Origin of the sequence: Pseudoduganella albidiflava (assembly GCF_004322755.1) — a bacterium.
Lineage (GTDB): Bacteria > Pseudomonadota > Gammaproteobacteria > Burkholderiales > Burkholderiaceae_D > Rugamonas > Rugamonas albidiflava.
Genome location: NZ_CP036401.1, coordinates 2,397,150 through 2,410,405 on the forward strand (window position 1 = coordinate 2,397,150; position 13,256 = coordinate 2,410,405).

Genomic DNA, 13,256 nt, shown 5'->3' on the forward strand with positions numbered 1-13,256 from the left:
CGGGCGACCGGCCTTGGCGATGCACAAGAAGAACGTTTGATTGTTTACCGGTCTTCCGCTAAAATGCCGGGTTGCTCGGACTCGTTCCTTGCAATGTTGTAAAAACCCCACTTTTTAATAAACTCGAACCTGCTCTGCAAGGGTGCCCGCAAGGGTGACTGAGCTGGTTCCAGACCCAACCCTGGAGTAAATAATGTCTGTAACGATGCGTGAAATGCTGGAAGCCGGCGTCCACTTCGGTCACCAAACCCGATTCTGGAACCCAAAGATGGCTCCGTTCATCTTCGGCCACCGCAACAAGATTCACATCATCAACCTGGAAAAGACCATGGAGCTGTACCAGGAGGCGATGAAGACTGTTCGCCAACTGTCCGCCAACCGTGGCACGATCCTGATGGTGGGCACCAAGCGCCAGGCACGCGACATCGTCGCCGCCGAAGCACAGCGCGCAGGTGTTCCTTACGTCGACCAGCGCTGGCTGGGCGGCATGCTGACCAACTTCAAGACCATCAAGACCTCGATCAAGCGCCTGAAGGACATGGAAGCGCAAGTCGCCGACGGTTCCGTGGAAAAGCTGACCAAGAAAGATGCACTGCTGTTCAGCCGTGAAATGGAAAAGCTGCAGAAGTCCATCGGCGGCATCAAGGATATGGGCGGCGTGCCTGACGCGATCTTCGTGATCGACGTCGGCTACCACAAAGGCGCGATCACCGAAGCCCAGAAGCTGGGTATCCCGGTCATCGGCATCGTCGATACCAACCACTCGCCAGCCGGCGTGACCCACGTCATCCCGGGTAACGACGACTCGTCCAAGGCAATCAGCCTGTACGCCCGCGGCGTGGCAGATGCGATCCTGGAAGGCCGTGCCAACGCGTCGACCGAAGTGCTGGAGTCGATCAAGACGGCAGAAGGCGACGAGTTCGTGGAAGTCAACGAGCAGGCGTAAGCAAGGCCGGTCCCGATGTCCGTCTCCGGGCGGACATCGGCACTACACATTAGGCTGTTAATTTAGCCTAGAAAAAAGGGGTGGCTTCCGGCTCCCCTTTTTTTTAACGAGACGCCGGATGAGCAGGCTGCCGCAAGGCGCCGCCCCGGCAACCCCACCGAATACAGGAGAAAACATATGGCAGCGATTACCGCAGCAATGGTCGGCGAACTGCGCGCGAAGACCGACGCACCGATGATGGAATGCAAGAAGGCCCTGACCGAAGCGGCCGGCGACATGGACAAGGCGGAAGAGATCCTGCGCGTCAAGCTGGGCGGCAAGGCAGCCAAGGCTTCCGCGCGCGTGACCGCTGAAGGCGTTGTCGCAGCATTCATCTCGGGCAACGTGGGCGCCCTGGTCGAAGTGAACTCCGAAACCGACTTCGTCGCCAAGAACGACGACTTCCTGGCACTGGCGAACACCGCCGCGCGCCTGGCTGCCGAGAAGAACCCGGCCGACGTGGCTGCCCTGCTGGCGCTGCCGACCGAATCCGGCCAGACGCTGGAAGAAGTGCGCTCCGCCCTGGTTGGCAAGATCGGCGAAAACATGTCGATCCGCCGCTTCCAGCGCTTCGAGACGACCGGCAAGCTGGCGTCGTACCTGCACGGCACGAAGATCGGCGTGATCGTCGACTTCGAAGGCGCCGATGACCAGGTGGGCAAGGATGTCGCCATGCACATCGCCGCAATGAAGCCGGTGTCGCTGTCCGCGGACCAGGTGCCTGCCGAAATGATCGAGAAAGAGCGCTCGGTTGCCCAGGCCAAGGCCGATGAAGACGCAGCCAAGGCCGCCGCCGAAGGCAAGCCTGCCCAGTCGCCGGAAATCGTCGCCAAGCGCCTCGAAGGTTCCGTGCAGAAGTACCTGAAGGAAGTGTCGCTGCTGAACCAGGCATTCGTGAAGAACGACAAGCAGTCCGTCGAGCAGATGCTGAAGGCCGCCAACGCGACCGTGAAAGGCTTCACCATGTACGTGGTGGGCGAAGGCATTGAAAAGAAAGTGGACGATTTCGCCGCTGAAGTGGCAGCCCAGATGGCTGCTTCCAAGGGAGCGTAATCAAATAAACGGGCCGCAAGGCCCGTTTTTTTAGAGTTCGCAGCAGGTAATTGCCACGGCGCCCATAGCATCAAGCAATACCCACCGGCAGAAGCCGGGGTCAGACCCGCCGGGTCTGACCCCAGTATTTCGCCGTTGGGGTGCAAGGGTGCCGCACAATGCCTTCCCGCGACCCTGTACCGAACGCAATATCCATCCGTCCCTCGAGAAGGTCGCACGGTTGGAGCACCACCCCGGCGCATGGAGCTTTACAGCTATCATTGCCGCCGGGATGTCACCGAATACATTTACTTAGGAGCCCCAGCTCATGTCAAAACCAGCCTACAAGCGCGTCCTCCTCAAATTGTCCGGTGAAGCCCTGATGGGCGATGACCCGTACGGCATCAACCGCGGCACGATCGAGCGGATGGTCGCCGACGTGGCCGAGGTCGCGAAACTGGGCGTGGAACTGGCAGTCGTGATCGGCGGCGGCAATATCTTCCGTGGCGTGGCGCCTGGCGCCCAAGGCATGGACCGTGCCACCGCCGACTACATGGGCATGCTGGCCACCGTGATGAACGCGCTGGCCCTGGCCGACGCGATGCGCCACGTGGGCGTCGTCGCGCGCGTGATGTCGGCGATCGGCATCGAGCAGGTCGTCGAGCCCTACGTGCGCCCGAAGGCGCTGCAATACCTGGAAGAAGGCAAGGTCGTCATTTTCGCGGCCGGCACCGGCAACCCGTTCTTCACCACCGATACCGCCGCCGCCTTGCGCGGTTCGGAAATGTCGGCCGAGATCGTGTTGAAGGCCACCAAGGTCGACGGCGTGTACACCGCCGATCCGAAGAAGGACCCGGAAGCCACGCTGTACGACACCATCAGCTTCGACGAAGCGATCGCCAAGCAGCTGCAGGTGATGGACGCCACCGCCTTCGCGCTGTGCCGCGACCAGAAGCTGCCGATCAAGGTCTTCTCGATCACCAAGCCAGGCGCGATGATGCGCGTGATCATGGGTGAGCAAGAAGGCACCCTCGTCCACGTGTGAGGGGAGCGCGCCTGACCTGCTGCGCGTTGCATTTGCGATCTCCAGTACTCGCCGTACATTGAGTACGGCTCCGTGCTTCAATCGCAACTGCTGCCGCTCGCGACGGTCATGCGCTGACCCGAGGCGCTATCATAGATCAAACAGAATTCGTAAAAACACAGGAGAGCAGCATGTCTACCGCTGACATCAAGAAGAACGCCCAGGACAAGATGGCGAAATCGCTGGAAACGCTGAAAAGCGACCTGGCAAAAGTGCGTACCGGCCGTGCCCACGTGGGCATTCTCGACCACGTGACGGTCGATTACTACGGCAACCCCACGGCGATCAACCAGGTGGCCAACCTGACGCTGATCGACGCCCGCACCATCGGCGTGACCCCGTTTGAAAAGAAGATGGGCGCCGCGATCGAAAAAGCGATCCGCGATTCGGACCTGGGCCTGAACCCGTCCGCGCAGGGCGACACCATCCGCGTGCCGACCCCGGCGCTGACCGAAGAGCGCCGCAAGGAAATGGTCAAGCTGTGCAAGGGCGAAGCCGAGGATGCCAAGATCGCCGTCCGCAACATCCGCCGCGACGCCAACGAGCAGCTGAAGAAGCTCACCAAGGACAAGGCCATCTCGGAAGACGAAGAGCGCCGCGCCTCCGACGACGTGCAGAAGCTGACCGACAAGGCGATTGCCGACATCGACAAGATCGTTGCCGAGAAAGAGAAGGAAGTGCTGACGGTTTGATGCCGGCAGCCGCGTGACGCCTGGCGTCCGACACTTTTTCGGGAATCATCCGAAAAGGTGCCGGACACCGGTTTTCCGGTCGATAGCGCATTTTCCACCGCAAAAACCGGTGTCAGACACCAGAAGGCCGGTGTACGACACCAGGCTCGCTCCCGCCACGAGTTCCGCCCAAGACCCGGGACAGCCCCTATTGCCAAGAAAATATTTCTTGAAAAATAGGTGCCTGTCCCCGGTTTTTTTTGTACAGTTCATCTTTTGGCGTAAAAGCGTTACTAATGAGATATACCAGTTCGACGACCGCGGTGCCCGACGTACCGAATGTGCCGCGTCATGTGGCGATCATCATGGACGGCAACGGCCGTTGGGCCACCAAGCGCTTCCTGCCCCGCGTGGCGGGCCACGTCAAGGGCGTGGAGGCGGTGCGCACCGTCGTTGAGGCCTGCGTCAGCCGCGGTATCGAATACCTGACGGTGTTCGCGTTCAGTTCGGAAAACTGGCGCCGCCCGGAAGAGGAAGTGTCCTTGCTGATGCGCCTGTTCGTCACGGCGCTCGAGCGCGAAGTGGCGAAGATGCACGCCAACGACATCCGCCTGAAGGTGGTCGGCGACCTGTCCCGCTTCGACGCGAAGCTGCGCGACATGATCTCGGCCGCCGAGCGCAAGACAGCCAACAATACCCGCCTCACCGTGACCGTGTGCGCCAACTATGGCGGCCGCTGGGATATCATGCAGGCCATCGGCAAGATGGTGGCGGCCCATCCCGGCGCCACGGATTTCTCCGAGGCGCAGCTGGCGCCGCACCTGGCCATGGCGTATGCGCCCGAGCCGGACCTGTTCATCCGCACCGGTGGCGAAGAACGCATCTCGAACTTCCTGCTGTGGCAGCTGGCTTACACCGAGCTGTATTTCACGGACACGTACTGGCCCGATTTCACCGCCGAGAAGCTGGACGAAGCCATCGCGTCCTACCAGCACCGGGAACGCCGTTTCGGCCGCACCGGCGAACAACTGAAAAAATAACAAAACCAACGAGCATGCTGAAAACCCGGATCATTACTGCCGTCATCCTGTTCGTCGTGCTGGTGGCGGTGCTGTTCTCCGGTTCGCTGCCGGCCGTGCAGGCACTGGTCGCCGTCGCGTTCCTCGCCGTCACCTGGGAAAGCTTCCGGCTCTTCAAGCTGCGCGCACCCATCGTCGTCGCGGCCTGCTGGACGGTGGCCTTCGCCTACACGTTCTTCTTCAACGCCGGCCTGGAGCAGGCCCGCTTCTGGCTCGCGCTGGGCGTGGCGATCTGGCTGCTGCGCTTCTTCCCGTCGCTGAAGGTGGGCCTGCCGCCGCTGGAAGGCTTCGGCAACACGCTGCTGGCGATGGTGTACGCGGCCACGGTGGTCTCGTGCTTCGTGGCGATCCTCGTGCTGTTCCAGCGTTCCGCGCTGTACCTGGTCTCCGCGATGGCGCTTGTGTTCATCGCCGACATCGGTGCGTATGCCGCCGGCAAGAAATTCGGCAGGCGCAAGCTGGCCCCCTCGATTTCACCCGGCAAGTCGGTCGAAGGCGCGATCGGCGGCTGGATCGCCGTGCTCGTGCTGTCCATCGCCACCATCCTGGCCGCCCCCTACCAGCCGTGGCTGCAGGATACCTTCGCCGTGCGCATGCAGGCGAAACTGGGCTGGGGCATTGCCCTGGTCACGCTCTCCATCATCGTCGGCGCGTCGATCGTCGGCGACCTGTTCGAATCCCAGCTGAAGCGCCGCGCCGGCTTCAAGGACAGCAGCAACCTGCTGCCCGGCCACGGCGGCGTGCTCGACCGTATTGATGCGCTGGTACCGGTCCTGCCGATCGCGGCACTGATCGGCGGCTGGCTGTAACGCGAACATGCCGGCATCGGCCCTGGCGTCGACGTGGCCTTGCGCCGTGCCACGAGCACCGGTAGCGGCGCCATGTCCGGCCATCGCCGATCCTGGCGAGTTTCAAAGGAAATGACAATGCAAAGCATCACCATCCTCGGCGCCACCGGCTCGATCGGCGTCTCCACGCTCGACGTCATCGCGCGCCATCCCGACCGTTACACCGTGTACGCGCTGTCCGCGCACAGCCGGGTCGAGGAACTGGCCGCGCAGTGCCGGCAGTTCCAGCCGAAAGTGGCCGTCGTGGGCAGCGCCGACGCGGCGGACCAGCTGGCCGCGCTGCTGCGGGCGATGGGGCTGGCAACCCAGGTGGCGTGGGGCGAACAGGCGCTGTGCGACATCGCCGCCGCCGGCGAAGTCGACGGCGTGATGGCCGCGATCGTGGGCGCCGCCGGCCTGGCACCCACGCTGGCCGCCGCGCGGGCCGGCAAGAAGGTCATGCTGGCCAACAAGGAGGCGCTGGTGATGTCCGGCCAGCTGTTCATGGATGCCGTGCAGGAAAGCGGCGCCACGCTGCTGCCGATCGACTCCGAGCACAACGCCATCTTCCAGTGCCTGCCGGCCGACTACCGCCGCGTGCCCGCGGCCGCCGGCGTCACCAAGATCCTGCTCACCGCCTCCGGCGGGCCGTTCCTGAAGCGCGCCGTGGAGACGCTCGATGCCGTCACGCCCGCCGAAGCGTGCAAGCATCCTAAGTGGGTGATGGGCCGCAAGATCTCGGTCGACTCCGCCACGATGATGAACAAGGGCCTGGAAGTGATCGAGGCGCACTGGCTGTTCGGCGCGCCGGCCGCGCAGATCGAGGTCGTGATCCACCCGCAATCGGTGATCCACTCGATGGTGTCGTATGCCGACGGTTCGGTGATCGCCGAGCTGGGCAATCCGGACATGCGCACGCCGATCGCCAACGCGCTGGCTTACCCGGAACGCATCGACTCGGGTGTCGCCCAGCTCGACCTCACGCAGGTCGGCACGCTGCAATTCGAGAAGCCCGACTTCAACCGTTTCCCCTGCCTGGCGCTGGCGTATGGTGCCCTGAACGCCGGCGGCACCGCGCCGGCACTGCTCAACGCGGCCAACGAAGTGGCCGTGCAAGCCTTCCTCGACGAGCGCATCGGTTTCCGCCAGATCGACCGCGTGATCGCCGGCGTGATGGATGCGCTGCCGCACGGCCCGGCGTCGTCGATCGATGCCGTGATGGCGCAGGATGCGGCGGCCCGTGCCGCGGCCGAACGCGCCATCGCCGCCCTTGGCCATCCGCTGAAGGTGGCCAGCGCCTGACCGGGTTACACTCGGTAGGCTGAGATGCATCCAGCCGGATTTCAGCCGGCTGAGATCCACGCCCGCTGGATTCGCCCCGGCTGATTTTCACCTGGTTGAATTCAACCTGGCTGAAACTCACCTGGCCGAATTCACCTGGCAAATATTTACCCGGCTGAGTTTGACTCGACTGAATTCGCCCAGAACGATTCCGCCCGACCCGCTTTTCAACCGACCTGACTTCCACCCGAGACTATCGCCATGAACCTGCTGCAGACGGTCGCCGCCTTCCTCGTTGCACTGGGCACGCTGGTGGTCATCCACGAACTGGGCCACTACCTGGTGGCGCGCTGGTGCGGCGTGAAGGTGCTGCGCTTCTCGGTCGGCATGGGCCGCGTGGTGTGGTCGCGCAAGATCGGTCCGGACCAGACCGAATGGGCCGTTTCCGCGCTGCCGCTGGGCGGCTACGTGAAGATGCTCGACGCGCGCGACCAGGATGTGAAGGACATCCCCGCCGCCGACCTGCCGCGCGAATTCACGCGGCAGAACGTGTGGAAGCGCATCGCCATCGTGGCCGCGGGGCCGATCGCCAACTTCCTGCTGGCGATCGTGCTGTTCGCCGGCCTGTACATGGTCGGCATCGAGGAGCCGGCCACGCGTATCGCGGCGCCCGGCGCGCAGACACCGGCCGCGCTGGCGGGCCTCGATCGCGACGACGTGATCCGCGCCGTCAACGGCAATGCCGTCGCCGGCTGGTCCGAGCTGCGCTGGCAGCTCATCGAAGCGGTCGTCGCATCGAAGGACGGCGAGGGTGCCCGCATCGAGGCGGAGCGGCCGGGCCGCGGCCGCTTCACGTTCACTGTGCCTGCCGCCACGCTGCGCGCCATCGACCTCGACGGCGACGTGCCGGGCGAGCTGGGTTTCAACATCTGGCTGCCGGCGCCGGTGCTGGGCAAGGTCGATCCGGCCGGCGCCGGTGCCCGCGCCGGCCTGCGCGGCGGCGACCAGGTGGTGGCGATGGATGGCAAGGCGGTGCTCGATATCGGCGCGTTCAGCGCCGCCATCCGCGAGGCCGCGGCACGCACCGTGCAGCTCGACGTGCGGCGCGATGGCGAAACGATGCGGGTGCTGGTGGTGCCCGAAGCGGTGGCCGGTAAAGACGGTGTAACAGTCGGTAAGATCAAGGTCGAGCTGCTGGGCCGGCCGGATATGATCGTCGTGGCCGACGGGCCGTTCGCAGCGGTGGCCAAGGCGGCGCGCAAGGTGTGGGACACCAGCGTGCTGACGGTCCGCATGATCGGCCGGATGATCATCGGCGAGGTCTCGTGGAAGAACGTCACCGGCCCGATCACGATCGCCGATTACGCGGGCCAGAGTTCACGCATCGGCCTGGCGAGCTACCTGTCCTTCGTGGCCGTCGTCAGCATCAGCCTTGGGGTGATGAATTTGCTCCCGATACCGGTTCTGGATGGCGGCCATTTGCTGTATTATTCGCTGGAAGTTTTGACTGGGCGCCCGGTGCCGGAGCGTTTTGGGGAGATTGCACAGCGTCTGGGTGTCGGGTTGTTGGTGACCTTGATGGCGCTCGCTGTGTTCAACGATGTCGCGCGGTTGCTGTGATCCGCCTGGCCGCGTGTGCAGTCTCGTATTTGGGAAGCTGGTTCGGAATGATTGCGGGCGAGGTGTCGAAAGGTGCTGTCCGGATTATCGCGAAGCAGCTTCCGAGCCAATTTTAATGCCAATGAAATTCATTTCTGACCGCTTTGCCTCGCCTTCATTTCGCCGCACCCTGATCGGCGCCGCTGTACTGGCTTTCTGCTCCGGCAGCGCTTTCGCCGTCCAACCCTTCGTCGTCAAGGATATCCGCGTCGAAGGCATCCAGCGTACCGAAGCGGGCACCGTGTTCAGCTACCTGCCGGTGCGCGTGGGCGAAACGTTCAGCGACGATAAATCCGTCACCACGATCAAGGCGCTGTACGCGACCGGCATCTTCAAGGACGTGCGGCTGGAAAAGGACGGCGACGTGCTCGTCGTGATCGTCGAGGAACGCCCGGCGATCGCCAAGGTCGACTTCACCGGCACGCAGGAATTCGAGAAGGACATGCTGGTCACCGCGCTGAAGGATATCGGCGTGGGCGAAGCCAAGACCTTCGACAAGGCCACCGTCGACCGCGCCGAGCAGGAACTGAAGCGGCAATACCTGTCGCGCGGCCTGTATGGCGTGAAGGTCACCACCACGGTCACGCCGATGGAGCGCAACCGCGTGTCGATCATGTTCAATGTCGACGAAGGCGAGATCGCCCGCATCAAGCAGATCAACATCGTCGGCAACAAGGTCTTCTCCGACAAGGAACTGCGCAAGGAACTGGAACTGAACACGTCCGGCTGGTTCAGCTGGTACACCAAGGCCGACCAGTATTCCAAGACCAAGCTGACCGGCGACCTGGAATCGCTGAAGTCGTTCTACCTGGACCGCGGCTACGTGGAGATGAACGTCGATTCCACCCAGGTCTCGATCACGCCGGACAAGAAGGACATCTACCTCACCATCAACATCACCGAAGGCGAGAAGTACACGGTCTCCGACATCAAGTTCGAAGGCGAGATGTATGGCCGCGAAGACGAACTGCGTTCGCTGGTGCTGCTGAAGAAGGGTGAAACGTATTCCGGTGCGCGCCTGACCGCCACCAACAAGCTGATCACCGACCGCCTGGGCAATTTCGGCTTCGCCTTCGCCAACGTGAACGCCAACCCGGAAGTGAACCGTGAAAAGCGCGAAGTCGCGTTCACGTTCTTCATCGATCCGGGCAAGCGCGCCTACGTGCGCCACATGAACATCCAGGGCAACACCACCACGCGCGACGAAGTGATCCGCCGCGAATTCCGCCAGTTCGAATCGAGCTGGTACGACGCCAACAAGGTCAAGCTGTCGCGCGACCGCGTGGACCGCCTGGGCTACTTCAAGGACGTGACGGTCGACACGCCGGAAGCGCAGGGCACTTCCGACCAGGTGGACGTGAACCTGACGGTGGTGGAAAAGCCGACCGGCAACTTCCAGATCGGCGGCGCGTTCTCGCAGGCCGAGAAGTTCAGCCTGTCGGCCTCGATCCAGCAGGCCAACTTCGCCGGCTCCGGCAACACCGTGGGCCTGGAACTGAACACAAGCAAGTACAGCCGCACGATCGCCTTCTCGCAGACCAATCCGTACTACACGGACGACGGCGTGTCGCAGAGCTACGAGCTGTACCTGCGTACCTTCGACCCGCCGGCCGTCAACACGGGTATGTACTCGATCAAGCAGACCGGCGGCCGCGTCAGCTGGGGCGTGCCGTTCTCCGAAGTCGATACCGTGTTCTTCGGCATCGGCCTGGAACGCGCCACGATCAAGACCGACGTGACCAGCCCGAACTACTTCAAGCAGTACGTGCGCGACCTGGGCGGCCCGGCCAGCGGCGAAGGCGAGGTATCGTCCAACTCGGTGCCGCTGACGATCGCGTGGGGCCGCGACAGCCGCGACAGCGCCGTCACGCCGACCATCGGCCGCTACCAGCGCGCCAACCTGGAGATCGACCTGATCGGCGACTCGAAGTACGTGCGCGCCGTCTACGAGCAGCAGTGGTACCGCCCGATCACGAGCTGGGCCACGCTGGCGCTGAAGGGCGAGTTCGACTATGGCCACGGCATCGGCGACCGGCCGTATCCGGTGTTCAAGAACTTCTACGCCGGCGGTATCGGCTCGGTGCGCGGCTACTACAGCTCGTCGCTGGGTTACCTCGACACCAACGGCGACGCGCTGGGCGGCGCATCGCGCCTGATCGGCAATGCCGAGCTGCAATTCCCGTTCCCCGGCCAGGGCAAGGACCGCAGCCTGCGCTGGTTCGCCTTCTTCGATGGCGGCCAGGTCTACCAGGAAGGGGCCAAGATGCGCCTGTCCGAGCTGCGCTTCTCGACCGGTCTTGGCGTGAGCTGGATTTCCCCGGTAGGCCCGCTGAAGTTGAGTTATGCTAAGCCTATTAACCCGATATTTGGCGACCGCCTGGAGCGCTTCCAGTTCCAGATGGGTACCGGCTTCTGATGCCGGCAATGGCGCGCATCGGGTGATGTCGGGGCAATTGAGTAGAGGAGAATCATCTTGAAGACTGCATCTGCCACGCTTGGCAAGCTGTTCGCCATCATGGCGCTGGGCTCGCTGGTGCTGGGGACCGCGCTGGGGACTGCGCATGCGCAGAATGCGCAGTCGTCGCGGATCGCCTGGCTGAGCCCGGAGCGCATCTATAACGAATCCAAGCTGGCCAAGCTGGCCGGCGACAAGCTGAAGGAAGAATTCTCGCCGCGCGAGAAGGCCCTCAACGAACTGGGTGCGCGCCTGAAGACCGCCACCGAAAAATACACGAAGGACGAGCCCACGCTGGGTGAGCTGGACCGTGCCAAGCGCCAGCGCGAAGTGGTGGAGCTGGACAAGGATCTCCAGCGCCGCCAGCGCGAATTCCGCGAAGACCTGTCCCAGCGGACCAACGAGGAACGCGCCGCCATCGCCGAGAAGGCCACGCGGATCATCAAGCAGCTGGCGCTGACCGAAGGGTTCGACATCGTGCTGCAGGATGCCGTGTGGGCCAACCCGCGCATCGACATCACCGACAAGGTGCTGGCGGCACTCGACAAGTAATCACCGAAACGCCGGCCAGCCTGTCGCTCTGCGGTGGGCTGGCCGGCTTTTCCACTTTTGATTGGATAGTACATGGGCATTCGACTGGGAGACCTGGTCGAGCGCTTCGGCGGAGAGTTGATCGGCGACCCCGACCTGCAGGTGGTGGGGATCGCGCCATTGACGGACGCCGGCGTTTCACACATCAGTTTCCTCTCCAACAGCAAATTCCGCGCGCAGGCCGGGCAGAGCCGCGCCGCCGCGCTGATCCTGTCGCCCAACGATGACCCGCTCGTCGCCCAGGCCTATGCCGGCGCGCGCATCGTCACGAAGAACCCGTATGCGTACTTCGCGCGCGCCGCGCAGTACTTCGGGGCGCTGACGGCGCACGTGCCGGCGCCGGGCATCCACCCCACGGCGTACGTGGACCCGTCCGCGCAGGTCGATGCCACGGCCCATATCGGGCCGCATGTAACGGTCGAGGCCGGCGCCATCGTCAAGGCCCATGCCGTGATCGATTCCGGCTGCTTCATCGGCCGCGAAGCCGTGATCGGCGAGGGCACGCACTTCTTCGCCAACGTCACGTTTCACGCGCGCTGCGTGATCGGCGCGCGTGGCATCCTGCACTCTGGCGCCGTGATCGGCACCGACGGCTTCGGTTTCGCCAATGAAGGCGGGGTCTACATCAAGATCCCGCAGGTCGGCCGCGTGGTGATCGGCGACGACGTCGATATCGGCGCCAACACCACGGTGGACCGCGGTGCGCTGGCCGACACGGTCATCGAGGACGGCGTCAAGCTCGACAACCAGATCCAGATCGGCCACAACTGCCACATCGGCGCGCACACGGCCATGGCCGGCTGCGTGGGCGTGGCCGGCAGCGCGAAGATCGGCAAGTATTGCACGTTCGGCGGCGCGGCGATGGTGCTGGGCCACCTGACGATCGTCGATCACGTGCACGTGTCGTCGGCCAGCATGGTGTCGCGCTCGATCATGGAGCCGGGGCAGTACACCGGCTTCTACCCGCTGGCGAAAAACAGCGAATGGGAGAAATCCGCGGCCATCGTGCGGAACCTGGGGGCCATGCGCGAGAAGATCCGCGCACTCGAGAAATCGATCAAGACGATCAATAACAAAACCAACGAGCAAGAAGACGAATCATGACCACTGCTGAAAACAAGACCCTGTGCATCAACCAGATCAAGGAACTGCTGCCGCACCGCTACCCGCTGCTGCTGGTGGACCGGGTGCTGAACTGGGAAGCCAACAAGACGATCACCGCCATCAAGAACGTGACCGTCAACGAAGAATTCTTCAACGGCCACTTCCCGCACAAGCCGGTCATGCCGGGCGTGCTGATGATCGAGGCGATGGCGCAGACCGCGGCCATCCTGTCGTTCCTGACGATGGGCATCAAGCCCGACGAGAACTCGGTGGTCTACTTCGTTGGCATCGACAACGCGCGCTTCAAGCGCCCGGTGGGCCCCGGCGACCAGCTGAAGATGGACGTCGAGATCGTGCGCGTGTCGCGCGGCATCTGGAAGTACAAGGCGGTGGGCAGCGTCGACGGCCAGACCGCGGTCGAGGCGGACCTGATGTGCACCATCCGTAACACCGCCGACGCAGCGTAAGCCGGTGGGGCAACAGAAGGA

The 13,256-nt window shown here is 63.5% G+C and carries 12 protein-coding genes; all 12 read left to right on the forward strand.

The annotated features are described in order from the left end of the window. Window positions 1-193 precede the first annotated feature (193 nt). The 12 genes from rpsB to fabZ all read left to right on the forward strand — a co-directional run bounded on the left by rpsB (window position 194) and on the right by fabZ (window position 13,235). Complete coding sequence (gene rpsB / locus EYF70_RS10095) at window positions 194-946, forward strand: 30S ribosomal protein S2 (RefSeq protein ID WP_130188838.1); 753 nt, start codon at window positions 194-196, stop codon at window positions 944-946. A gap of 177 nt (window positions 947-1,123) precedes the next feature. Next, window positions 1,124-2,038, forward strand: coding sequence for a translation elongation factor Ts (gene tsf, locus EYF70_RS10100; RefSeq protein ID WP_131145278.1), 915 nt, complete (start codon window positions 1,124-1,126; stop codon window positions 2,036-2,038). 307 nt (window positions 2,039-2,345) lie between these two features. Further along, complete coding sequence (gene pyrH, locus EYF70_RS10105) at window positions 2,346-3,062, forward strand: UMP kinase (protein WP_131145279.1); 717 nt, start codon at window positions 2,346-2,348, stop codon at window positions 3,060-3,062. A gap of 170 nt (window positions 3,063-3,232) precedes the next feature. Then, window positions 3,233-3,793, forward strand: a complete 561-nt coding sequence (frr, locus tag EYF70_RS10110; RefSeq protein ID WP_131145280.1) for a ribosome recycling factor — start codon at window positions 3,233-3,235, stop codon at window positions 3,791-3,793. Between the two features lie 275 nt (window positions 3,794-4,068). After that, window positions 4,069-4,812 carry a polyprenyl diphosphate synthase gene (gene uppS, locus EYF70_RS10115; protein WP_131145281.1) on the forward strand — a complete coding sequence of 248 codons (744 nt, stop codon included), beginning with the start codon at window positions 4,069-4,071 and terminating at the stop codon, window positions 4,810-4,812. A gap of 14 nt (window positions 4,813-4,826) precedes the next feature. Continuing rightward, window positions 4,827-5,660 carry a phosphatidate cytidylyltransferase gene (locus tag EYF70_RS10120; RefSeq protein WP_131145282.1) on the forward strand — a complete coding sequence of 278 codons (834 nt, stop codon included), beginning with the start codon at window positions 4,827-4,829 and terminating at the stop codon, window positions 5,658-5,660. Window positions 5,661-5,777: 117 nt separating this feature from the next. Continuing rightward, window positions 5,778-6,980 carry a 1-deoxy-D-xylulose-5-phosphate reductoisomerase gene (gene ispC / locus EYF70_RS10125; protein ID WP_131145283.1) on the forward strand — a complete coding sequence of 401 codons (1,203 nt, stop codon included), beginning with the start codon at window positions 5,778-5,780 and terminating at the stop codon, window positions 6,978-6,980. Window positions 6,981-7,220: 240 nt separating this feature from the next. After that, window positions 7,221-8,579 (forward strand): RIP metalloprotease RseP, encoded by a 1,359-nt coding sequence (gene rseP, locus EYF70_RS10130; protein ID WP_131145284.1) that lies wholly within the window; start codon window positions 7,221-7,223, stop codon window positions 8,577-8,579. Window positions 8,580-8,700: 121 nt separating this feature from the next. Further along, window positions 8,701-11,034: an outer membrane protein assembly factor BamA gene (bamA, locus tag EYF70_RS10135; protein ID WP_131145285.1), complete on the forward strand. Its 2,334-nt coding sequence runs from the start codon at window positions 8,701-8,703 to the stop codon at window positions 11,032-11,034. 57 nt (window positions 11,035-11,091) lie between these two features. Continuing rightward, window positions 11,092-11,625 (forward strand): OmpH/Skp family outer membrane protein, encoded by a 534-nt coding sequence (locus EYF70_RS10140; protein WP_229420795.1) that lies wholly within the window; start codon window positions 11,092-11,094, stop codon window positions 11,623-11,625. A 72-nt stretch (window positions 11,626-11,697) separates the two neighbouring features. Then, window positions 11,698-12,768 (forward strand): UDP-3-O-(3-hydroxymyristoyl)glucosamine N-acyltransferase, encoded by a 1,071-nt coding sequence (gene lpxD / locus EYF70_RS10145; protein WP_131145286.1) that lies wholly within the window; start codon window positions 11,698-11,700, stop codon window positions 12,766-12,768. Next, complete coding sequence (gene fabZ / locus EYF70_RS10150) at window positions 12,765-13,235, forward strand: 3-hydroxyacyl-ACP dehydratase FabZ (protein ID WP_131145287.1); 471 nt, start codon at window positions 12,765-12,767, stop codon at window positions 13,233-13,235. Before lpxD ends, fabZ begins: the two co-directional genes overlap by 4 nt. The last annotated feature ends 21 nt before the right edge of the window (window positions 13,236-13,256 follow it).

Coding starts and splice junctions, on each gene's coding strand:
- rpsB (WP_130188838.1), top strand. CDS start 194: ATGTCTGTAACGATGCGTGAAATGCTGGAAGCCGGCGTCCACTTCGGT.
- frr (WP_131145280.1), top strand. CDS start 3,233: ATGTCTACCGCTGACATCAAGAAGAACGCCCAGGACAAGATGGCGAAA.
- lpxD (WP_131145286.1), top strand. CDS start 11,698: ATGGGCATTCGACTGGGAGACCTGGTCGAGCGCTTCGGCGGAGAGTTG.
- uppS (WP_131145281.1), top strand. CDS start 4,069: ATGAGATATACCAGTTCGACGACCGCGGTGCCCGACGTACCGAATGTG.
- pyrH (WP_131145279.1), top strand. CDS start 2,346: ATGTCAAAACCAGCCTACAAGCGCGTCCTCCTCAAATTGTCCGGTGAA.
- fabZ (WP_131145287.1), top strand. CDS start 12,765: ATGACCACTGCTGAAAACAAGACCCTGTGCATCAACCAGATCAAGGAA.
- ispC (WP_131145283.1), top strand. CDS start 5,778: ATGCAAAGCATCACCATCCTCGGCGCCACCGGCTCGATCGGCGTCTCC.
- EYF70_RS10120 (WP_131145282.1), top strand. CDS start 4,827: ATGCTGAAAACCCGGATCATTACTGCCGTCATCCTGTTCGTCGTGCTG.
- bamA (WP_131145285.1), top strand. CDS start 8,701: ATGAAATTCATTTCTGACCGCTTTGCCTCGCCTTCATTTCGCCGCACC.
- rseP (WP_131145284.1), top strand. CDS start 7,221: ATGAACCTGCTGCAGACGGTCGCCGCCTTCCTCGTTGCACTGGGCACG.
- tsf (WP_131145278.1), top strand. CDS start 1,124: ATGGCAGCGATTACCGCAGCAATGGTCGGCGAACTGCGCGCGAAGACC.